Below are 20,825 nucleotides of genomic sequence, written 5' to 3'. Positions count from 1 at the left end.
CGATGGCCGCTGACAACCGCGGGCAGGCGTCAGCGACGCGCGAGAACGCCCCCGGGCGCCGCGCCCGTGCTGGCCCGGGCGATCACGCGGTGCTCGATCGCTACCGCGCGCACCGGGATGTCGCGAGCCGCGATGCGCTCCTCCAGGAGTGCGACGGTCGCGCGCGCGAACTCATCGCGATCGAACGACACGGTCGTCAACTCGGGCGTCGTGTATCGCGACTGCTCGATGTCGTCGAAGCCGCACACGAGGACGTCGTCGGGAACCCGGATGCCGGCTTCGGCGAGCACATGCAGCGCGCCCACTGCTATCGAGTCGGTGAAGCACAGCACGGCATCGAAGTCGACCCGGCGCTCGAGGAGGGTCCGGACACCGATCGCGCCCGCCTCGAGGTTCCAGGGCAGGACGTTGACCTCGCGGTGCCGGTCGTGCTCGAGGCCCGCCTCGACGAGCGCGTCTCGCATACCCGCCAGGCGCAGACGGCTCGTCGCCGTGGCGAGGGCCGACTGCTCATCGCCGCCGATCGCGGCGATGCGTCGCGCGCCCCGCGCCACCAGATGCGCGACCGCGTCGCGCGCCCCGGCGCGACTGTCGACGAGGACCCGGTCGGTGACATGCTGCTCGACCTCGCCGATCAGAACCACGGGCGGCAGCCGGTGGTCGCGGTCCACGACGCTGTCCTCGATGCGGATCGGGTTGAGCACCACGCCGTCGACGAGATGCTGACGCGCCCGTGAGACGAGGTCGCGCTCGCGTTGGGGTTCGAGCGCCGTCTCTTCGATCTGCACGGCGTAGCCGCGCTGGTGGGCAGCGTTGACGAGGTGATGCAGCATCTCTGCCGAGAAGGCCGTCGCGAGATCGGGCAGCGCGATGGCGATCACGCCGGAGCGGCCGTTGCGCAGGCCCCGGGCGCTGAGGTTGGGTACGAAGTCGAGCTCGCGCATGGCCGACTCCACGCGCTGCTGCGTCTCGGGGCGCACAGCCGCGGTGCCCGTCAGCACGTTCGAGACCGTCTTCGCCGAGACTCCGGCGAGCGCCGCCACATCCTTCATGGTGGCTCGGCCGGCCTGCTGCTTCGGCATGAGCACAGACTAGGCCCCGCACATCTCCTCGTTCGGCCATGTTGCGGCGGAAACCGCGGCGACAGGAGCCTCGAAGAAGGCGAGCTCGTGACGCATCGACCGCGCGAACGCGACGCTCATGCGCTCACGTTCCGAGGCCGATGCTTCGCTCGCAGCCCGCTCCGCGATCTCGACGGCGGAACGGTTCGAGGCCGCGAAGGCCGGATCGGCGTAGGTCGAGAGCCAGTCGCGATAGGGATGCCCGGCATGCGAGGCCAGCACGAAGCGCTCGCCCAGGTCGGCGTAGAGCCAGAAGCACGGCAGGAGCGCGGCCACCACTTCACCGTACGACCCTCGAGCAGTCGCGGCGTGCAGATGGTCGGTGTAGGCGAGCGTCGCGGGAGCGGGGGCTGCGGCATCCGCTCCGACCCGCGCCCGGTGCAGTTCGGACTCGACCGCGACCGCCGCAGCGGCCGCTTCCGCCCAGAACACCTGTTCGTCGCTCCGCGGCGCCAGAGCGCTGGCCCGGGCGAGCACGCGGGCGTACTCGGACAGGTAGAGCGCGTCCTGCCGGAGATACCAGGCGAACACCGACTCATCGAGCTCGCCCGTGCGCAGCCCGTCGACGAAGCTGCACGCGTCGACCGCGGCGCGGAGCGGGGCCACATCCGCCCATGCCTGCGTCGTCCACGACACGGGCGGCGCCGGCGGCACGAGCTGCGGGCGGATCTCGTGCAGGTGGTCGACGGGACCGTTGCCCCCGCCGACGGCGAGAGCGGCACCGGCGGCGATCGCGCCGGCGAGCCAGTCCGTGGCGCGTGCGAGCGCATCGCTCCAGCCCCGGCCGGCTGCGCCGAGGGTCGCCATGGCCGCGGACAGCGAGCATCCCGTGCCGTGGGTGTTCGTCGAGGCGATGCGCGGCCGTGACACCTCCCCCGCGACGCCTTCGGGCGTCACGATGGCGTCGGGGCATTCGTCGCCGCCGAGGTGCCCGCCCTTCACGAGTACCGTCGCCCCCGACGAGCGGGCGAACCGCAGCGCTTGGGCCAGCGCGTCCGGCCAGGTGCCCGCGACCGGCTCGTCGGCCAGAACGGCGAGCTCGGGCAGGTTGGGTGTCACGAGATCGACGCGCATGCAGAGGGCACGGATCGCCGCCTCCGCCGCGTGATCGAGCAGGCGGTCGCCGCTCGTGGCGACCATGACGGGGTCCAGCACGACGAGGTCGCCACCCCGACGCGCGAGCCAGTCGTCGACGACCGCGACCAGCGGCTCGGAGTGCAGCATCCCGATCTTCACCGCATCGATCTCGACGTCGTCGCCCACGGCGTCGAGCTGCGCGCGCAGGAACTCGGCGGGCGGCGCGTGCACCGCCCGCACGCCGCGGGTGTTCTGCGCCACCAGAGCGGTCACCACGGCCATCCCGTAGCCGCCCATCGCGGCGATCGACTTCAGGTCGGCCTGGATGCCCGCACCTCCGGACGGGTCGGTGCCCGCGATGCTCAGCACCCGCGGCACGCGCACCGCCCGCGGCATCCCCGCCGCCCGCGCCCTCACCGCGCCGCTCCGTCCGACGCGCCGCGTGAATGACGGGCCGCCGCAGCGGTGAAGGCCCGGGCCGCGGCAGCGGGATCCGCGGCACCGCAGATCGCCGACACCACGGCGACCCCGGCCGCGCCCGCCCGGCGGAGCGGGACGACGTCATCGGCGCCGACGCCACCGATCGCGACGCACGCGAGCGGGGTCGACGCGGCCCGCGCCGCGAACCCCGCGATGCCGAGAGCCGGCGGGTGATCGGCCTTCGTCGCCGTCGGCCGGATGACGCCGACTCCGAGGTAGTCGAGGGTGCCCTCCGGCATCGCGTGAGCGGCCCGCAGATGGTCTTCGGTGTTCGCCGTCCAACCGATCACGGCGGTCGGCCCGAGCAGTCTGCGCGCGGTGATGGGCGGGATGTCGTTCTGCCCGAGGTGCACGCCGTCGACCTGCGCACCCGCGTCCCGCGCGGCGAGGGCGACGTCGACCCGGTCATCGATGAGGAGCGGCACCCGCCCCGCGATCGCATCCGACAGCACACGCGCGCGGCGCACCAGCTCCGCCGCCTCGCACGTCTTGTCACGCAGCTGCACGAGGGTCACCCCGCCGGCGACGGCAGCATCGACGATCGACGGCAGCGCCTCGAAGCCGACGCGGTCGTCGGTGACGAGGTGCAGGGCGAGGGACTCGCGACGGATCACTGCGCAACGCCCGATGTCGAGACCTCCATCGACACCCGCGACTCGTCGAGCTCGTCGGGCGCGAGCGCGGCGAGCGCATCGAGGAAGGCCACGGCGAACGAACCCGGCCCCGAAGAGACGGATGCCGCGGCCTCGGCCGCCCGCTTGTGCACGACGGACGCGGCGACCGCCGCCGAGAGGGGGGCCGTCACCCCGAGGAAAGCGGCCATGGTCGCACCGAGCGAGCAGCCGCCGCCGGTGACGCGCGTCAGCAAGGGGTCTCCCCCGCGGACCCGCGCGATCCGGTCTCCATCCGTGATCAGGTCGACCGGACCCGACACCGCCACGACCGCCCCCGTGCGACGCGCGAGCGACAGCGCTGCGTCACGCACCGTGTCGGGATCGTCGACGCTGTCGACTCCGCGACCGCCCGATCCGCTGCCGGCGACCGCCGCGATCTCCGACGCGTTGCCGCGGATGATCGCGGGCCGAGCCGAGACGAGCTCGGCGGCGAGCGCCGTCCGGACCGGCAGCGTCCCCACCGCGACCGGGTCGAGAACCCAGCGTCGCGTCACCTGGACGACTTCGCGGGCGCCGGCCTGCTGCTGCGGCGTGGGGGTTCCGAGGTTGAGCAGGACACCGTCGGCGACCCCGGCGAAGATCCCGGCCTCGCCCTCGATGTCGACCATGGCGGGACTCGCACCGAGCGCGAGCAGCGCATTCGCGGTGAAGCCGGTGACGACGGCGTTGGTCACGCAGTGCGTGAGCGGGGCGGCATCCCGCAGCGCTCGGAGCGCCGCCTCCGGACCTCGGACGGTGGGCACGACATCGCGCATCTCGACATCCCTTCGCCAGCATTGCACTGGAGCAGGTTCGACGGGTCTGATCTCAGCTCGCGGTCGCGGGCACCCCGTGTCGGGACCCGACCATAGCAGGCCTGTTTCGGTGCCGAGATGACGGCTCCCTTTTCTCCTGGCCCCCGCAGCGCGTAGGTTGCGAGTGAGCGCGCTCACGGGCCGGCGCGCCAGGGGGTGAGGGCCGTGCTGACAGCAGGGGTGGCGTTGGTGTGCGCGTGCCTGGCGACCATCGTCGGGCTGGTCTACCTGTTCGCGGTACGCCCGAGCTGGCGTCGACGCGGCGAGGTGCTGCGTTTCGCGATCGTCGGGGCGCTGTCCGCGATGGCGGCGAGCCTGCTGCATCTCGTGCACACCCAGACCGGAGACCCCGCGTCCCTCGTCATCAGCGACGTCGCCATGGTGCTGGCGCCGGGCTTGGTCTTCGCGGGCCTCGGCTCGTTCAGCGGCAACGTCCTGGCGCGTGCGGGCATCGCCGCGTCGCTCGCCGCGGTGGTCGGCGTCGTCTCCGCCGCGGTGGGTCTCCCCGCCTCACTCGCGGTGAAGGTGCTGGTCGTGGCGGTCGCCTGCGGATTGACCGCCGTGGCAGCGAGGCACCCCGCGATCGCCGCGAGACGCGGGACGTGGCTCCTCGCTTCGGCGATGACAGCGTACGCAGCCTTCTCCACGTGCCGCGCCGTGACGGGGCTGACGGCCGGGTGGGATTCGCCGTTCTTCCGCTCATGGATGTCGGTCGTGCCGACGACCCTGGCCGGAGCCGTCCTGGTGCTTCTCACGGGTGTCGCGCTGCTGATGATCCTGTCGGACCGGAGCGCGACGGCGGCGGCGCGACGCCCGCCTGCCGCGTCGTCGCTCGGCCGTGGACAGATGTGGTCGGTCGCCCTGAGCTCGTTCGACATCGTGCGGACGGCGCTCGGCACCGCCCGCGCGGATCGGATGAGGGACGAGCTGCTCGCCGCGGCACGGACGCTCGATCCGGACGCGGTGCTCGGCGCGACGCGAACGGGAACGCGCCTGCGCGCTGGCGGCGAACAGGCGGCGGTGGAGACGGCGCTCCGCGCCCGCCTGGTCGCGGCGGGGTGGAGCCCGGGCGAGGTCGGTCTGCTCTCGGTCGAGGCAGCGGCCGAGGGTGAGGCTGCGGCCGCCCATGATGCCGAAGAAGGGGTCGAGCTCGGAGCCTGATGAGCCCGCGGCGCAACCCCGACGGCTCGATTTCACGCCACCGCCACCCGCGCGTAGAGTCTGGCCATGGAAGCCGAACTGCAGACCGACATCGTCGTCCGTCCGGTGCGGGATGTCGACGCCGAAGCCCTCGGGCGCGTGCACGCCACCTGCTGGCACGAGACCTACGACCACCTCATCAGCACGGCCGCGCTCCAGAGCGTGTCGCCTCGCCGACTCGCCGAGCTGTGGACGCACTGGGCCGCGCAGGGCGAGGACTTCCGGATGTACGCCGCGCTCGTCCGCGGCGAGATCGTCGGCTTCGTGGGTTCGGGCCCGGCTCGCGACCGCGACGCGCCTCGGATGCGCGAGCTCTACTTCATCTACCTGCTCGACGCGTGGCACGGCACCGGCATCGGCCAGCGCCTGTTCGATGCCGCCGTCGAGAAGGACGAGGGGATCTACCTGTGGGTCGCGGAGGACAACCCCCGCGCGCACCGTTTCTACGAGCGCAACGGCTTCACGCTCGACGGACAGACCCACACCGAGCCCTTCCTCGGTGAGACGCTGACCGAGGTCCGCTTCGTTCGCTGACGTGAAGTCCGCTCTGGCCGGAGTCCGGTTGGCCTCGGCGGCTGTCTGCTCGGGTTGAGCTGGTGACCGTCGGCTTCGGGCCGGTATCGCCCGGTATCGCCCGCTATCGCCAGCGCGAACGTCCGTCTCGCGCTGGCCACGAGCGGGCGCGGGTTGTGCCGGCGTCGCTCGTGACCGGCGCTGTCGGTTGTGTTGGCGCCGATTGAGTCTCGGATGGCGCCGGTTTTCTCACATGCGGTGGCCGTCGCTCCTCCCCTATCGGATGATCTGGCGAGTTATCCAACATAGAACGTATCTTCGACTGTAATGTCGCCCCCTACTGTCATGATGGGAACATGAAAGCGAACGGCGAGGTCGGCGGGATGCGACGCGATGACGCCGCGCCCGCGCAGGTGCTCGCGTTTGCGAGGTTCGCGGAAGCGCTCGATCTTGTCCATGCTGGCGAGGTTGAACGGATGTGTGCGTTGGCCGATCTGGGACGGTCGGCGTTGCGTGAGGCCCGGCGCGATGGGGTGCGGGGCATGGCCTCCGACATGGAGCTGCGATCGGTCGCAGCTGAAGCGGCGGGGATGGCGCGGTTGACGGATCGGCGGTTGCAGGGCGAGATCGACCATGCGATGACCGTCATCGACGACTACCCGGCCGTGTTCGCCGCGTGGGTGGAACGGCGGATCGAACGCGGACACGTGGATGTGATCGTGAAGGCCGGGGCCGGGGTGCCCGATGAGGTGCGAGGGTCGTTCGCGGATGCCGCGATCGATGTATGCGAGCGGGATGTACCGTCCCGGGTGCGGGGTGCGCTCGAGGTTTTGGCGGCGCGGGTGCACCCCCAGTCGTTCACGGAGCGGCATGGTGCTGCGGCGGCGGAGCGGTGCGTGCGCGTGTTCCGCGGGTCGGACGGGATGTCGAACCTCGTCGCCAACCTCCCCACCGTCATCGCTGTGAGGATGCTTGACCGGCTCACCCAGATGGGACAAGCCGTCAAGGATGCCCGGGATGCCCGGGATGCCCGGGATGCGGGCGGTTGCGGGGATGCGGTGGAGGCGGATGCTGCCTCGGCCGGTGCTGCCTCGGCCGGTGCTGCGGGCGCCGGGGCGGATGCGGCGCCAGACGCCCGGACGATGGATCAACTGCGTGCTGACATTCTCGGCGACCTTGTCCTCGGCGGAGCACCCGTGGTCGACCCGACCTACGGAACCGACCGGGCCGGTGGGCTCGGCGCGATCCGAGCACGAGTCCAAGTCACCGTCACCGCCGAGACCCTGATAGGCCGTGACGAGCACCCCGCCGACGCTGTCGGTGCCGGACTGATCGACGCCGACACGGCGCGTGAACTCGCCGGACAGGTCACCGAGTGGGACCGGCTCTTCATCGACCCGGTCACCCGCACCCCGGTCGAGATCGACACCTACCGGCCCACCATCGCGATGAAGAAACTCCTCACCGCACGCGACCAGCACTGCCGGTTCCCCGGATGCCGCAGAGCCGCGATCCGATGCGAACTCGACCACACCATCGACTACGCCCTCGGCGGCCACACCCACCTCCTCAACCTCGCCCACCTCTGCCAGAGACACCACTCCATGAAGCAATTCACCCGGTGGGAAGTGCGGCAGCTCGGCGGTGGAGTCCTCGAATGGACCTCACCCCTCGGGCGGGTCTACCGCGAAGACGTACCCACACCCGCCGTCTGCTTCACCACCGGCACGGTGGACCCGCCACCGGATGGCCGGACCGGCGGAGCACCGCCACCCGAACCACCACCATTTTGATCGTGAGGGCCGGGCAGTCCCGCGCCGGGGACGAGCGGGATGCCCCGCGCTCCGAGCGAGGCAACAGCGCGCCTGCGCCCGAGCGCGGCAACATCGTGCCTGCGACACCGGCCCCGCGACGCCGCGACCGCACATTGGGCGTGTCGCACCGGGGGCGTGTCGCACCGCACCTGCGCCACCGGGCGTGCGACACCGGGCCCGGCGACGCCGCGACGCCGCGACGTCGCCGGGTCACGTCCGCGATCAGCGGGTGATGGTCGGGCCGAACAAGCGCGCGATCGGTGCGAGCACGGCGGGACGGGCAGCGACGCACGCTCCGACGATGACGCCGAGCGACAGCACGAACAGCCAGAAGCCGGTCCAGTTGTCGGCGTAGGCCGTCGGGCCCACCGACCCTTGTGCGGCATACATGTGATTGAGGTTGCGAAGCGCTCCCGTGGCGAGAACGAGTGCGACATGGGTCACGATGAAGACCGCGAAGAACAGCATCACGAGCACGTGAAGGCGGCGCGCCGGCTCCAGCGGCAGGATCCGGTTCATCCGCGCGTCGCCGCGGGGCCACACGGTGCTCAGCCGCAGCCCGGTCGCCACCGCGAGCGGAGCGGCGACGAAGACCGTGGTGGCGTAAGCGAGCTGCTGCAGACTGTTGTAGTTGACCCAGCCGTTTTCGGTCGGCCAGTCGAGCGACACGTATTGCAACGCCGCCGACGCCGCGTTCGGCAGCACCTCCCAGCTCGTCGGCACGATCCGCATCCACTGCCCCGTCGCGAACAGCAGGATCACGAACACCACTCCGTTGGCGACCCAGAAGACGTCGAGCGCCTGATGGAACCAGATCGTCAGGCTCGTCCGCCGCTTCGGTCGACCACGCGGCGACCAGAAGACCTTCGGGCGTTTCTCCCTACGAGCCTGCAGACCGGTGCGGATGATCAGCACCATCAGGAACGCGTTGAAGAAGTGCTGCCAGGCGAGCCACGCCGGAAATCCGACAGGCGCACCCTCGGGCAGCGGGTACGCCCCCGGGTACCGGTCGAGAAACCCGCGCACCGCATCGAGGCTCAGCGCCCACCGGGCGCACGCGACCGCCCCGGCAGCCACGAGCACCAGCACCACCCCGCCGACGAGCACGATCGCCGCCCGACGGCGGATGGCGGACCCGCGTTCGACCAGCACTCGACGAATCAGCGGTGCCGGAACTCGGGACTGCGCTTCTCGGCGAAGGCCGCCATGCCTTCCTTCTGGTCGTCGAGGGCGAACAGCGATGCGAAAAGCGTGCGCTCCAGGCGAAGCCCTTCGGCGGCGGTCGTCTCCTGCGAGGCACGCAACGCTTGCTTGGCGGCGTAGGCGACCGGCAGCGACCTCGACGCGATCCGCTCAGCCACCGCGCCGGCCTCGTCGAGCAGCTGTGCGGCGGGGACGACGCGCGACACCAACCCGGCACGCTCAGCCTCCTCTGCCGGCATCCGCCGACCGGTCAGCACCAGCTCGGCCGCCTTGTAGTACCCGATCGCACGCGTCAGCCGCTGCGTGCCGCCGATGCCGGGGATCACGCCCAGATCGATCTCGGGCTGCCCGAAGACCGCGGTGTCCGCCGCCAGCACGATGTCGCACATCATCGCGAGCTCGCACCCGCCCCCGAGCGCGAACCCGGCGACCGCGGCGACGACAGGAGTGCGCACCCGCGAAAACTCTTCGAGCGCCGCGAAGGGGTTATCCATCGACATCTCACGGGCGCTCTTGCCCGCCATCTCCTTGATGTCCGCACCCGCCGCGAACGCCCGCTCCGAGCCGGTCACGACGATCGCGCCGATGGACTCGTCGCGATCGAACGCCGTCGCCGCGTCCGCGAGCTCGGTCACGAGCGTCGAGTTCAGGGCGTTCAGCGCCTCGGGTCGGTTCAGGGTCAGCCAGCCGACGCGCCCTCGCGTCTCGCTGATGATCGTCGTGTAGTCGCTCATCCCCTCATCGTGCCACGCGCCCCACCGCGCGTCTCCGACCAGTTGCCGGGCATTCACGTCCCGGACACGTGCGCGGAGTACTCACGACCTGCACCCGTTCACCCGACCAGAGGACACCCATGCCTTCGCCTGCCCGGAGCCGCACGGTTCCCCGCACGCTCGCCGCCGTCGCGACGGCCGCGCTCACCTGCACCCTCGCGCTGACCCCGCTCACCGCGGCATCCGCCGCGCTCGTCACCGCTCCGATCACCGACTCCGCCCCCGGCGCGACGCTTTCGCTCACGCCCATCGGCACGCACGAGACCGGCGAGTTCGATGCGTCGGCCGCCGAGATCGTCCAGTCGTACCGCGACCGCCTGCACGTCGTCAACGCGCAAGCGGGCTCGGTGACCGTGCTCGACAACAGCGACCCGACCACTCCGGTCGAGCTGTTCACCATCTCGGATGCCGGCACGGCGAACTCCCTCGCGATTCGCGACGACGGGCTCGGCGTCGTCGCGTTCGAGGCAGAGGACAAGACCGCGAACGGAACGCTGGTGTTCTTCGACGCGAATGCCGATGACGCGGCATCCACCCGCCTGGGCGCCGTCACCGTCGGCGCGCTGCCCGACATGGTCACGATCTCCAAGGACGGCGCGTACGCGGTCGTCGCCAACGAGGGCGAACCCGCCGACGACTTCTCGCTCGACCCGGAAGGCTCGATCGGCGTCGTCGCGCTGCCCAAGACCGTGTCCGCCCCCGCACAGTCGGCCGTGCGTATCGCGGGCTTCGGCGCGTTCGAAACGGGCGGGTCGAAATCGCTCCCCGCGGGCGTCCGCGTGTTCGGACCCGATGTCGCCGCGCCCGACCAGGGCGACAAGCCCCTCGCCGCCAACCGCGTGAGCCGCAACCTCGAGCCGGAGTACATCACCGTCGACGGCACGACGGCCTACGCCGCACTCCAAGAGGCCAACGCGATCGCCGTCGTCGACCTCGCGAAGGCCGAGGTCACCAAGATCCTGCCGCTCGGACTCAAGGATCACGGCACGACCGGAAACGGTCTCGATGCGAGCGATAAGGACGGCGGGATCACCATCGCCACGTACGCCGGGCTGAAGGGCATGTACATGCCCGACGGCATCCAGTCGTACTCGGCCGCCGTCGGCGGCAAGACCAGCACCTACCTCGTCACCGCCAACGAGGGCGACGCCCGCGAATGGGGCGACTACGCCGAGGCAGTCCGCGTCAAGGACCTCGGCAAGAAGGGGCTCCCGGCCGTCTGCGCGGACTCGCCGCTCGCGGCGAAGCTCGGCGACGGAGCACTCGGACGCCTCAACGTCTCAGTCGAGAACGGATTGCGCGGCGACGGCAGCTGCTACGACGAGCTGTCCTCCCTCGGCGGCCGCTCCTTCTCGATCTGGGGCACCGACGGCACGCTCGTGTTCGACTCGGGCGACCAGTTCGAACGGATCCTCGCCCGCGTCGCACCCGATTACTTCAACTCGAACCACACCGAGGCCAACCTCGACGGACGCAGCGACGACAAGGGCCCCGAGCCCGAGAACCTGTCGATCGGCACCGTCGGCGGCCGCACGTACGCCTTCATCGGCTTCGAGCGCGTCGGCGGCGTCATCGTCTACGACATCACCGACCCGAAGGCGCCGACGTACGTCACGTACGTCAACAACCGCGACTTCAATGCTGCTGCCGACTCGCCCGCTGCGGGCGACCTCGGCCCCGAAGGCATCCAGTTGATCGGGGCGCACCGCTCCCCCACCGGCCAGCCGCTGCTCGCGGTCGGCAACGAGGTGTCGGGAACGACGACCCTGTACAGCGTCGAGCAGCTCGTCGGCGGCGCTCCCGTCGCGCAGCCCGACATCCGCGTGCTGACGATCAACGACTTCCACGGCCGTCTCGTGCCGGAGTCCGGCGGCGTCGCGGGTGCCGCGGTCCTCGCGGGTGCGGTGGACACGTTCCGCCAGCAGAACCCGAACACCCTGCTCGTCTCGGCCGGTGACAACATCGGCGCCTCGGCGTTCGAGTCGTTCATCGATCAGGACACTCCCACGATCGACGCGCTGAAGACCGCCGGCCTCGACGTCAGCGCCGTCGGCAACCACGAGTTCGACCGCGGTTTCGACGACCTGACCGGTCGCGTCATCCCTCGATTCGAGGAGAACGCGGATGCCGGCGCCTTCAGCGACTTCGCCCTCGGCGCAAACGTCTTCCGCAAGGGCACCGACGAGCACGCGCTCAAGCCCTACACGATCAAGGAGGTCGACGGCACGCGGATCGCGTTCGTCGGCACCGTGACCGAACAGACCGCCGGCATGGTCAGCCCGCAGGGCATCGCCGACATCGAGTTCCGCGACCAGGTCGCCTCGGCCAACGACGCCGCCGCCGATGCGGTCGCCGAAGGCGCCGATGTCGTCGTGCTCCTCGCCCACGAAGGGTCGGCCGGCTCGGACTGCGCGGCGATCGCGACCGAGTCGGGCCACTTCGGCGACCTCGTCCGCGGCGCGTCCGACGACATCGACGCGATCGTGTCCGCTCACACGCACCAGAAGTACGCGTGCGAGATCGGTGGTCGCCCGGTGATCCAGGCGCACCAGTACGGCACGACGCTCGGCTCCCTCGACATCGAGCTGACGGATGCCGGTGACCTCGAGTCCATCACGGGCAGCACCGTGCCGCTCATCGACCCTGCGCTCGGCCAGCCGATCGCCTTCCCCGACGTCGACACGCGTGCGGTCGTCGCGGAAGCGGTCCGCGTCGCGGACGAGAAGGGCCGGGTGCAGGTGGGCTCGATCACCGCCGACATCATGCGCGGCAAGACGGCGTCGGGATCGGAGGACCGCGGCGTGCATTCGACGCTCGGCAACACCGTCGCCGACGTGTACCTCTGGGCCACATCGCAGAACCCGGCCTACGGTGGGCGCGACGCCGAGGTGGCGTTCATGAACCCGGGCGGCCTCCGCGCCGACCTGCTGTTCGGCGACGACGGCGGAGCCGTGTCGTACCGCGAGGTCGCGAATGTCCAGCCGTTCGCGAACACCCTGGTCACGCTGGAGCTCACCCCGGCACAGATCAAGCAGGTGCTCGAAGAGCAGTGGCAGCCGGCCGGGGCATCACGTCCCAAGCTCGCCATGGGCGTGTCGAAGGGCTTCTCCTTCGAGTACGACCCGGCAGCACCCTCAGGCTCGCGCATCCGCTCGATGCAGCTGAACGGTGAGCAGCTCGCGGTCGACGACACCACCACGACGATCCGCGTCGTCACCAACTCGTTCCTCGCGGGCGGCGGCGACAACTTCGCGACCTTCGCGACCGGCTCGAGCGCGACCGACTCCGGTCAGGTCGACCTGCAGGCGACGGTGGAGTTCTTCGCCGCCGTCGGCCCGGTCTCACCCGCACCGGCGAACCGCGCGTATCTCTCCGGAGAGCAGCCGCCCGCCGAGCAGCCCGGCTTCCCCGGGCCAGGCGCCCCCGGTGACGGCGAGCCCACGGAGCCCGGCGAACCCGGCGAGCCCGCCGAGCCAGCACAGCCGTGGGCGACGGTCGAGCTTGGCAGCACCACGGTCGCGCAGGGCGGAACCCTCGCAGTGACGGTGACCGGCCTCGAGCCGGGCCAGCAGATCGCGGCGACGCTGTTCAGCGACCCGGTCGCGGTCACGGGGATCCCCGCGGCTGACGAGGCCGGCCGGACGGCGTTCTCGATCGCGATCCCGCGCGACTTCGAGGTCGGCGCGCACCGCCTCGTCGTGACGTCGGGGACGCTCGCGCCCATCGAGGTCGGCGTGACCGTGACGGCGGCGGCGCCTGCGGGCACGATCGCCGTCACGGGCGGGACCGCGCCGATCGGGTTCGCGGTGGCGGGCATCCTCACCCTCGCGCTCGGCGGCCTGCTGGTCGCGGCGCGTCGCCGGACCGCCTGACCCGCCTCACCCGCGAGAGGGCCATCGGCCCGCTGCATCCCCGAGAGACGAGGTGCAGCGGGCCGATCCGCGTTCCGGCCCCGGAGGCCCGCGCTCAGCCTGCGGCTTCCTCCGGGCGCTCCGCCACGTCGATCTCGGCCTCGTCCGCGACATATCCGTCGACGTGGCGCTCATCCGGCCCGTCGTACGCCGACAGGGGCCGGATGAGCGCGTTGGCGGCGTACTGCTCCATGATGTGAGCCGTCCACCCCACGACCCGCGCCGCCACGAACAGCGGCGTGAACGTCACCGTGTCGAACCCGATGAGGTTGTAGGCGGGCCCGGAGGGGTAGTCGAGGTTCGGGTAGATGCCCTTGCGGCCGGTGAACTCGCGCTCGAGGGTGTCGTAGAGCTCAGCGACATCCGGCCGGTCGTAGTGGTCGACCAGCGCATCCAGCGCCGCTTTCATCGTCGGCACCCGCGAGTCGCCGCGCTTATAGACGCGGTGGCCGAACCCCATGATCTTCCGCTTCTCGGCGAGCGCCCGGTCGAGCCAGGCCTCGACGCCGGCGGCGTCGCCGATCTCATCGAACACATGCATCACGGCCTCGTTCGCCCCGCCGTGGAGCGGCCCCTTCAGGGCGCCGATCGCGCCGACGACGGCCGAGTACAGGTCGCTGAGGGTCGAGGCGATGACCCGGGCCGTGAAGGTCGAGGCGTTGAACGAGTGCTCGGCGTACAGGATCAGCGACCGGTTGAACGCGTCGGCCACGACCGGGTCGGGCTCCTCTCCGAAGGTCATCCACAGGAAGTTGGCCGCGTCGTCGAGATCGTCGCGCGGATCGATGAGCGCGAGCCCCCGGCGGCGACGCTGCCCGTACGCGACGATGGCGGGCAGCACCGCGAACAGGCGCAGGCTGCGGGCGAGATTGCGTTCGGGTGTTCCGACCGCATCGAGCACGGATGCCGCGCCGGCGGTGTCGAGCGCGCCGAGGACGCTCACGGCGGTCCGGACCTCATCCATCGGGTGCGCGTCCAGCGGCATCCGGTCGATCGCCTCGCGCAGTTCCGCCGGCAGCGCGCGCTGGGGCCGGGCCTGTCGTCGCTGTTCGGCGAGCTCGTCACCGGTCGGCAGCTCGCCGTGCCACAGCAGGTGCGCAACCGCATCGACCGGCTGCGTCGCGGCGAGCTCCTGCACCGGGTAGCCCCGGTAGAGGAGCGAGTTCGTGTCGGGGTTCACTCTCGAGATCGCCGTCACGTCCGCGACGACCCCCACGAGCCCCTTGCGGATCTCTTGCTCGGTCATGTCCTGTTCCCTCTCCGTCGAGTAGCCAGAATCTGCGGGTCTCAGCCCCGGTCGATCGACTCATTCTGGCGAGTCGACAGGGTGAAGTCGAAGACCGACGAGTCGAAACGTGTGTAGCCCTCGTAGTCGACGAGGTCGTACAGGTCGGCTCGGTGCTGCATCTCGTCGAGCTTCGCGGTGAGATTCCCGGCCGTCGTGAGCTCGTCGAGCGCGCGGCCAGCCGCCCCCATCGCGATACGCAGCAGCGAGACGGGCCAGATCACGATCCGAACGCCCGCGTCGCGCAGCTGGTCGACGGTGAACAGCTCCGACTTCCCGAACTCGGTCATGTTCGCCAGGATCGGCACGTCGACGGCGGCCGCCATCGCCTCGAACTCGGCGAGATCGCGCATCGCCTCGGGGAAGATCGCGTCGGCCCCGGCATCGACGAGCGCGCGGGCGCGGTCGACGGCGGCATCCATCCCCTCGATCGCCCGCACGTCGGTGCGCGCCATGATGAGGAAGTCCGCGTCGCGCCGGGCATCGACGGCAGCCCGGATGCGGCCCACCGCGGTGTTCTCGTCGACGACGCTCTTGCCGTCGAGGTGCCCGCAGCGCTTCGGGTTGACCTGATCCTCAATGTGGCAGCCGGCTAGGCCCGCGTCTTCGAGCGTCTGGATCGTGCGCGCCACGTTCATCGGCTCGCCGAACCCCGTGTCGGCGTCGATGATCGCGGGAAGCTCAGTCATCCGGGCGATCTGCTGACCGCGTCCGGCGACCTCGCTGAGGGTCGTGAGACCCACGTCGGGCAGACCGAGGTCGGCGGCGATGACCGCGCCCGAGACGTACACGCCGTCGAAGCCGCGCTGCTCGATCAGCCGGGCCGACAGCGGGTTGAACGCTCCCGGAAAACGCAGGGTCTCACCGCTCGCGAGACGTTCACGCAGGATGCGGCGCTTGTCTGCCGCCGTCGTACGCGAGTACAGCATCAGAACAGTCCTCTCGGGTTCGGAGCCGACGCGGTGACACCGTCGCGCGCCACGATGTTCAGCTCGCGCACCTCGTCAGCCGTGAGCTCGGGCAGGCGCTGCGCCAGGTCGAGGAAGCGCTCGATCTCGGCCGGCTCGAGCACCGGCTCGGCGAGGATCCGGAACTTGCGGATGTAGTCCTCGCGCGCGAACGGCCGGGCGCCGAGCGGGTGCGCGTCGGCGACGGCGATCTCGTCCACGATCGTCGAGCCGTCGGTCAGGCGGATCTCGACGCGACCGCCGAACGCCTTCTCGGCCGGGTCCTCCGAGTGGTAGCGCCGCGTCCATTCGGGGTCCTCGGCCGTCGTGACCTTCTGCCACAGCTCGACCGTATCGGGGCGGCCCGCCCGTTCGGGCGTATACGAATCGACGTGGTGCCAGCCGCCGTCCTGCAGGGCGACCGCGAAGATGTACGGGATCGAGTGGTCGAGCGTCTCCCGCGAGGCGGTCGGGTCGTACTTCTGCGGGTCGTTCGCGCCCGAGCCGATGACGTAATGCGTGTGGTGGCTCGTGTGCAGCACGACGCTCTCGACGTTCGCGGGGTCGACCAGCTCGGGGTGCTCGCCGTGGAGCTTGCGCGCCAGGTCGATCCACGCCTGCGCCTGGTACTCCGCCGAGTGCTCCTTGGTGTACGAGTCGAGGATGCCGCGCTTGGGCTCCCCCGGAGCCGGCAGCGGCACCGCGTAGGCGGCATCCGGCCCGTCGAGCAGCCACGCGATGACACCGTCCTCGCCCTCGTAGATCGGGTTCGGGCTCGTCTCGCCGCGCATGGCGCGGTCGACCGCTTCGACGGCGAGCTTGCCGGCGAAGGCGGGGGCGTGCGCCTTCCACGTGGAGATCTCGCCCTTGCGCGACTGGCGCGTCGCGGTCGTCGTGTGAAGCGCCTGACCGACCGCCTGGTAGATCGTCGCGGCGTCGAGGCCCAGCAACGTCCCGATTCCTGCGGCGGCGGAGGGCCCGAGGTGAGCGACGTGGTCGATCTTGTGCTTGTGCAGGCAGATCGCGCGCACGAGGTCGATCTGGATCTCGTACCCGGTCGCGAGGCCCCGCACGAGTGCCGCACCGTCGGCGCCCACGTGCTGCGCGACCGCGAGGATCGGCGGGATGTTGTCGCCCGGGTGCGAGTAGTCGGCGGCGAGGAAGGTGTCGTGGTAGTCGAGCTCGCGCACCGCGACGCCGTTCGCCCACGCGGCCCACTCGGGGCTCGTGAGGTCGGTCACCCCGAACACGCTCGCCCCCGCGCCGCCCCGCGAGACCGGGTGGTCGAGGGCCTGCGCGCGGGCCGAGCTGACGGGCGCCCGGGTGAGGGATGCCGCCGCGACCGCGGCGTTGTCGATGATGCGGTTGATGATCATCCCGACGACGTCGGGCTCGACCGCGACGGGGTCGACCGCGACCTCCGCGATCTTCCACGCGAGCTGCTCCTCGCGTGCGAGCTCTTCGTCGCTGCGGTGGACGCGGACGTGATGGCTGACGGTCATGCGGATGCCTCCAGGGAGTCGAGGATGCTGGTCAGGGCGTTGTGCAGGTGAACATGGGTGGCGTGCGCCGCGAGGTCGGCGTCGCGGGCGGCGATCGCGCTCGCGATGAGCCGGTGCTCGCCGATCGAGGCGGCGAGCCGCGCCGGGTTGTCGCGTGCGAGGCGGCGAACCCGCACGAGGTGAGCGCGGGTCTTCGTGAGCGCCGACGTCAGGTAGGCGTTTCCGGCGGCGTCGTCGAGCGCCGCGTCGAAGCGAGCGATGAGCGCGTAGTACGCGTCGGGGTCACCCGTCGCGGGCGCTTCAGCCTGCGCCGTGCGCTCGAACGCCGCGGCGAGCTCGGCGAACAGTGCAGCGTCGCCCCGGGACGCCGCGAGCCGCGCGGCGGTCTCCTCGAGAGCGCGCCGCACCTCGAACAGCGACCGGATGTCGTCACGATCGATGTCGGCGACGACGGTCACGCGCGGTGAGGCCTGACGCACCAGGCCGTCAGCGGCGAGCCGTCTCAGGGCCTCGCGCAGCGGGGTGCGGCTCACGCCCAGTCGGGTCGCCTGCTCCACCTCGGCGAGCACGGCACCGGGAGCGAGGTCGCCGTTCTGGATCTCGGTCAGCAAAGTGGCGTACGCGCGCTCTCCCGCTCGTGCTCCACCCTCGGCCACCATGCAGTGATTGTATACACAGAGGCACGCTCGCAGCTCGAAAGTGATCGGATTCGATGTGAGCGTATACAGAAACCGCAGTCGGCCGGCCCCCGGTACCCTTGCCCGAGTGAGTTCCGACCGATACACCGTGGCCACCGACGGCGCCTGCAAGGGCAATCCCGGACCGACCGGCTGGGCCTGGGTCGGCGAGGACGGTCACTGGGCCGCGGGAGCGATCCCGCAGGGCACGAACAACATCGGTGAGCTTCTCGGGCTGCTGAAGGCGATCGAGGACCACCCCGACGTCCGCGAGCTCGTCGTCCAGGCCGACTCCAAGTACGCCATCGACACGTACGCGTCGTGGATGGACGGCCACCGTCGTCGCGGCTGGAAGACCTCGACCGGCGCGCCGACGAAGAACCGCGACATCCTCGAGCATCTCATCGCCGCCCGCGATGCCCGTCGGGCGCGCGGCCTGCCCGACGTCATCCTCGAACACGTCCGCGGGCACCGCGGTCATGTCCTGAACGAGTGGGCCGACGAGCGAGCCGTGCGCGGCGCCGAGCACGCCGCGCAGGGCACCGCCAGCGCCTGGTCGTCGCTCGGCGGGCTGCACGAGAAGCTCGACGTCTCGGAAGCGCCGAGGAAGAAGCGCTGACGGGCGCAGCGCGGATCAATCGCGCCGGCGCCACCGCACGCTCGCGACGATCGCGTCGCAGACGAGCTCCATCGCATCGATACCGTCGTCGGGGATCTCCGTCCCGTCGACACGGTGGAGGATCGTCGACCGGAAGACGAGCGCGCGCTTCTTCTCGTCGGGCACGCGGACGAGATAGCCGTGACCCGCCGTGCGCACTTCCGCACCCTCGATCGTGGAGGTCTTCGCCGCAGACCACTTCAAGATCGTCCCGCGCTCGTCGAGCGGTCGAGCCCGGTAGCGCTGCACCATCGTCGCGCCCAGGTCGGAGGCCGTCGCCCCCGCGGGTGCGACGAGCCACGAGGCGACGAGCGACACCGGGATCGCCTCGTCCTCACCGACCTGCGACGGCGAGAAGACGCGGATGACGTCGGCGCGCGTCGCCTCGGCGCGGGCAGAGGCCACCGCCTCGCGCAGCGCCGCCAGCGCAGCCCCTCGGGAAGCGACCGGAAGCGCGGAGACGGCGGCGTCGACACGCTCGTCCACCGATGCGAGATCGGGCGCGTGGGCCTCCCAGCCGGTGGGCAGGAGCACCGCGAACGACGGGTCGCTCACGGTCTCACCGATCAGCTCCGCGCGCAGCGACATGAGGGTTCCTTCCGTCGGGGGTGCCAGCCTATCGAGCCGGCTGTGTCAGACCGCATCGCGCATCACCGTCATCGTCCCGGCCGCCTCCGGACCTGGACCGACGCACGGCCTCGGACCCGAGGTCACGAACCGCGTCTGACGCGCGATCAGCGCCTTTATGTGGTCGTCCGAAACCGCGTGCATACCAGCCCTCAGACTTCACCCCTCATGACCTCGGGCACCCACGTTGCCAGCAGCGCGTCGATGATCACCGAACCCGCCGGGGTGCGCGGCGGCACGGGTTCGAGCGTGATCCCCCGCGCCGCGATCTCCGCCAGCACCGTGTCGCGAAGTGCCACGATGCGATCCGCTGTCGCGGCATCGAGAGCCGCTTCCGTCTCGGCGCGAAGCCGGAGGCCGACCGCCTCGACCTCCGGCTTCGTCTCGGCGAGGGCGACGTTCTCCGCGGTGTCGACGAGCTCGGTGTCGGCGGAATCCCGAGCACGTGCGACGAGCACACCGACGAGGCCGGCGACCCCGATCGCCGCTGTCACCAGCAGGATCATCGCCGTCGTGTCCCAGCCGCGTCCGACAGTGAACACCGCGGCGAGGACGAGCCCCACCGTGGCGACGCCGTGAAGCCGGATGACGGCGCGGTTCAGCGCCCGTCCTCGCGCAGCGATCATGACGACGATGCAGGCGAGGGCGGCGAGCCCCGACAGGGTGACGACTGTGGCCACGGTGTCAGCGGGATCGAAGCGCAGGCCGCTCGAGAGCACTGCCGCGACCGCGGCGCACAGGGCTCCGACGAGCAGGACCATGAGCGGCCAGCCGCCTGGTCGGCGCGAACCGTGCCGCTCCCGCAGACCGGCCCTTACCGATCTGCGGGCAGCGTCTGCCGCGTCGCGGGCCTCCGTCCACAGGCGCATGGCGAGATCCCGCTCGCCGACCGCCGTGAACGCCGCGAGCTCGACAGTGCGAGGCTCCACATTTCGCGGGAGAGCCGGCGCGATCTCAGCGTGCACCGCGGCGAGCTGTTCGGACCATTGCGCTTCGATCATCATGCCGCAGCTCCCGACAGGGAGAGAGTCGAGAGCACCCGCTCGGCCAGGACGTGAGCAGCCGCCGCGGCAAGTGGCACCAATGGGGTCAACGCCGCCACGACGCATCGCCCCTCGAGATCGAGGACATACACCGTCGAAATCGTCTGCGCCACAACGACCGAGTCATCGCCCACCACGGGATCGAGGACCGTCGCGCGCCACCCGCGAACCACGCCCCACGAGACCGTCGCGAGCTCAGCTCCCCAGGGCGAGGGCACAAGGGCCTCCGCGATCTCTTTCGCTCCGGCTGCCGTCGACGGAGCCGGGGCATCTCCGAGCCCGAGGACGCCCAGCATCCCGAAGATGCCGGAAGCGGGCACCGAGAGCAACAGCGCGACGCTCAGCTCACTTCCCAGACGCGCATACAGAGCGAGCCGTGCCGCATCTTCGACGCGTTGCGCAGAGTCGGCAGGAACTCCCTCCAGCCGTGCCGCGATCCACGCGTCGGCGTCGGCGATCGTGTCGGGGACGCGACTCCAGATCGACGGGTCCGCCCGGAGCGCGAGGTCGGAGACGAGTGGCATGA

General features: G+C 71.0%; 19 protein-coding genes and 1 riboswitch. Of the genes, 5 read left to right on the top strand and 14 right to left on the bottom strand.

The window, feature by feature from the left end; translation table 11 throughout:
• Positions 1-29: 29 nt before the first annotated feature.
• The 4 genes from QUC20_RS02180 to thiM all read right to left on the bottom strand — a co-directional run bounded on the left by QUC20_RS02180 (position 30) and on the right by thiM (position 4,107).
• Complete coding sequence (locus QUC20_RS02180; protein ID WP_289330801.1) at positions 30-1,082, bottom strand: LacI family DNA-binding transcriptional regulator; 1,053 nt, start codon at positions 1,080-1,082, stop codon at positions 30-32.
• A gap of 9 nt (positions 1,083-1,091) precedes the next feature.
• Positions 1,092-2,615, bottom strand: coding sequence for a bifunctional hydroxymethylpyrimidine kinase/phosphomethylpyrimidine kinase (gene thiD, locus QUC20_RS02175; protein ID WP_289330800.1), 1,524 nt, complete (start codon positions 2,613-2,615; stop codon positions 1,092-1,094).
• Positions 2,612-3,292, bottom strand: coding sequence for a thiamine phosphate synthase (thiE, locus tag QUC20_RS02170; protein WP_259455265.1), 681 nt, complete (start codon positions 3,290-3,292; stop codon positions 2,612-2,614). Before thiE ends, thiD begins: the two co-directional genes overlap by 4 nt.
• Entirely contained in the window at positions 3,289-4,107 is an 819-nt protein-coding gene (thiM, locus tag QUC20_RS02165; RefSeq protein WP_289330799.1) for a hydroxyethylthiazole kinase, read from the bottom strand. The genes thiE and thiM overlap by 4 nt, the downstream gene beginning before the upstream one ends.
• Positions 4,098-4,194, bottom strand: a riboswitch (TPP riboswitch). Its footprint overlaps the gene before it by 10 nt.
• A 117-nt stretch (positions 4,195-4,311) precedes the next feature.
• Between thiM and QUC20_RS02160 the strand changes: the two genes are divergently transcribed.
• Together QUC20_RS02160 and QUC20_RS02155 are read left to right on the top strand one after the other, a co-directional pair.
• The gene (locus QUC20_RS02160; RefSeq protein ID WP_289330798.1) at positions 4,312-5,307 is read left to right on the top strand and encodes a hypothetical protein; all 996 of its coding nucleotides are present in this window, start codon (positions 4,312-4,314) and stop codon (positions 5,305-5,307) included.
• 66 nt (positions 5,308-5,373) lie between these two features.
• Complete coding sequence (locus QUC20_RS02155) at positions 5,374-5,880, top strand: GNAT family N-acetyltransferase (RefSeq protein WP_120263571.1); 507 nt, start codon at positions 5,374-5,376, stop codon at positions 5,878-5,880.
• 275 nt (positions 5,881-6,155) lie between these two features.
• On the opposite strand, the gene QUC20_RS02150 is transcribed toward QUC20_RS02155, so the two are convergent.
• Positions 6,156-6,317 (bottom strand): hypothetical protein, encoded by a 162-nt coding sequence (locus tag QUC20_RS02150; RefSeq protein WP_289330797.1) that lies wholly within the window; start codon positions 6,315-6,317, stop codon positions 6,156-6,158.
• Positions 6,318-6,401: 84 nt separating this feature from the next.
• Between QUC20_RS02150 and QUC20_RS02145 the strand changes: the two genes are divergently transcribed.
• Positions 6,402-7,652 carry an HNH endonuclease signature motif containing protein gene (locus QUC20_RS02145; protein ID WP_289330796.1) on the top strand — a complete coding sequence of 417 codons (1,251 nt, stop codon included), beginning with the start codon at positions 6,402-6,404 and terminating at the stop codon, positions 7,650-7,652.
• A gap of 243 nt (positions 7,653-7,895) precedes the next feature.
• Here the strand turns inward: QUC20_RS02145 and QUC20_RS02140 are convergent, their stop codons facing one another.
• The gene (locus QUC20_RS02140) at positions 7,896-8,825 is read right to left on the bottom strand and encodes a cytochrome b/b6 domain-containing protein (protein ID WP_289330795.1); all 930 of its coding nucleotides are present in this window, start codon (positions 8,823-8,825) and stop codon (positions 7,896-7,898) included.
• 8 nt (positions 8,826-8,833) lie between these two features.
• The gene (locus tag QUC20_RS02135; RefSeq protein ID WP_289330794.1) at positions 8,834-9,610 is read right to left on the bottom strand and encodes an enoyl-CoA hydratase-related protein; all 777 of its coding nucleotides are present in this window, start codon (positions 9,608-9,610) and stop codon (positions 8,834-8,836) included.
• A 119-nt stretch (positions 9,611-9,729) separates the two neighbouring features.
• Here QUC20_RS02135 and QUC20_RS02130 point away from each other — a divergent pair, with 119 nt between their 5' ends.
• On the top strand, positions 9,730-13,521 hold the full coding sequence (locus QUC20_RS02130; RefSeq protein ID WP_289330793.1) for a choice-of-anchor I family protein: 3,792 nt from the start codon (positions 9,730-9,732) through the stop codon (positions 13,519-13,521).
• A gap of 94 nt (positions 13,522-13,615) precedes the next feature.
• On the opposite strand, the gene QUC20_RS02125 is transcribed toward QUC20_RS02130, so the two are convergent.
• Genes QUC20_RS02125 through QUC20_RS02110 form a run of 4 tightly spaced genes read right to left on the bottom strand, consistent with a single transcriptional unit; the run spans position 13,616 to position 17,953 of the window.
• The gene (locus QUC20_RS02125) at positions 13,616-14,806 is read right to left on the bottom strand and encodes a bifunctional 2-methylcitrate synthase/citrate synthase (RefSeq protein ID WP_289330792.1); all 1,191 of its coding nucleotides are present in this window, start codon (positions 14,804-14,806) and stop codon (positions 13,616-13,618) included.
• 41 nt (positions 14,807-14,847) lie between these two features.
• Positions 14,848-15,774 carry a methylisocitrate lyase gene (prpB, locus tag QUC20_RS02120; RefSeq protein WP_120263574.1) on the bottom strand — a complete coding sequence of 309 codons (927 nt, stop codon included), beginning with the start codon at positions 15,772-15,774 and terminating at the stop codon, positions 14,848-14,850.
• Complete coding sequence (locus QUC20_RS02115; protein WP_289330791.1) at positions 15,774-17,294, bottom strand: MmgE/PrpD family protein; 1,521 nt, start codon at positions 17,292-17,294, stop codon at positions 15,774-15,776. The genes prpB and QUC20_RS02115 overlap by 1 nt, the downstream gene beginning before the upstream one ends.
• Complete coding sequence (locus QUC20_RS02110) at positions 17,291-17,953, bottom strand: GntR family transcriptional regulator (RefSeq protein WP_289330790.1); 663 nt, start codon at positions 17,951-17,953, stop codon at positions 17,291-17,293. The genes QUC20_RS02115 and QUC20_RS02110 overlap by 4 nt, the downstream gene beginning before the upstream one ends.
• 106 nt (positions 17,954-18,059) lie before the next feature.
• On the opposite strand from QUC20_RS02110, the gene QUC20_RS02105 reads away from it, so the two are divergent.
• Positions 18,060-18,590, top strand: coding sequence for a ribonuclease H family protein (locus QUC20_RS02105; RefSeq protein WP_289330789.1), 531 nt, complete (start codon positions 18,060-18,062; stop codon positions 18,588-18,590).
• 15 nt (positions 18,591-18,605) lie between these two features.
• Here QUC20_RS02105 and QUC20_RS02100 read toward each other — a convergent pair whose 3' ends face one another.
• The 3 genes from QUC20_RS02100 to QUC20_RS02090 all read right to left on the bottom strand — a co-directional run bounded on the left by QUC20_RS02100 (position 18,606) and on the right by QUC20_RS02090 (position 20,823).
• Entirely contained in the window at positions 18,606-19,217 is a 612-nt protein-coding gene (locus tag QUC20_RS02100) for a hypothetical protein (protein ID WP_289330788.1), read from the bottom strand.
• Positions 19,218-19,408: 191 nt separating this feature from the next.
• A complete protein-coding gene (locus QUC20_RS02095) occupies positions 19,409-20,260 on the bottom strand; it encodes a hypothetical protein (RefSeq protein ID WP_120263578.1) in 852 nt (283 codons plus the stop codon).
• Positions 20,257-20,823, bottom strand: coding sequence for a hypothetical protein (locus QUC20_RS02090; RefSeq protein ID WP_120263579.1), 567 nt, complete (start codon positions 20,821-20,823; stop codon positions 20,257-20,259). The genes QUC20_RS02095 and QUC20_RS02090 overlap by 4 nt, the downstream gene beginning before the upstream one ends.
• Positions 20,824-20,825 lie beyond the last annotated feature (2 nt).

It is taken from the genome of Microbacterium arborescens (assembly GCF_030369635.1).
Classification (GTDB): Bacteria; Actinomycetota; Actinomycetes; order Actinomycetales; family Microbacteriaceae; genus Microbacterium.
Note: the sequence above shows the minus strand (reverse complement) of the source record. Positions and strands in the feature narration are given on the sequence as shown.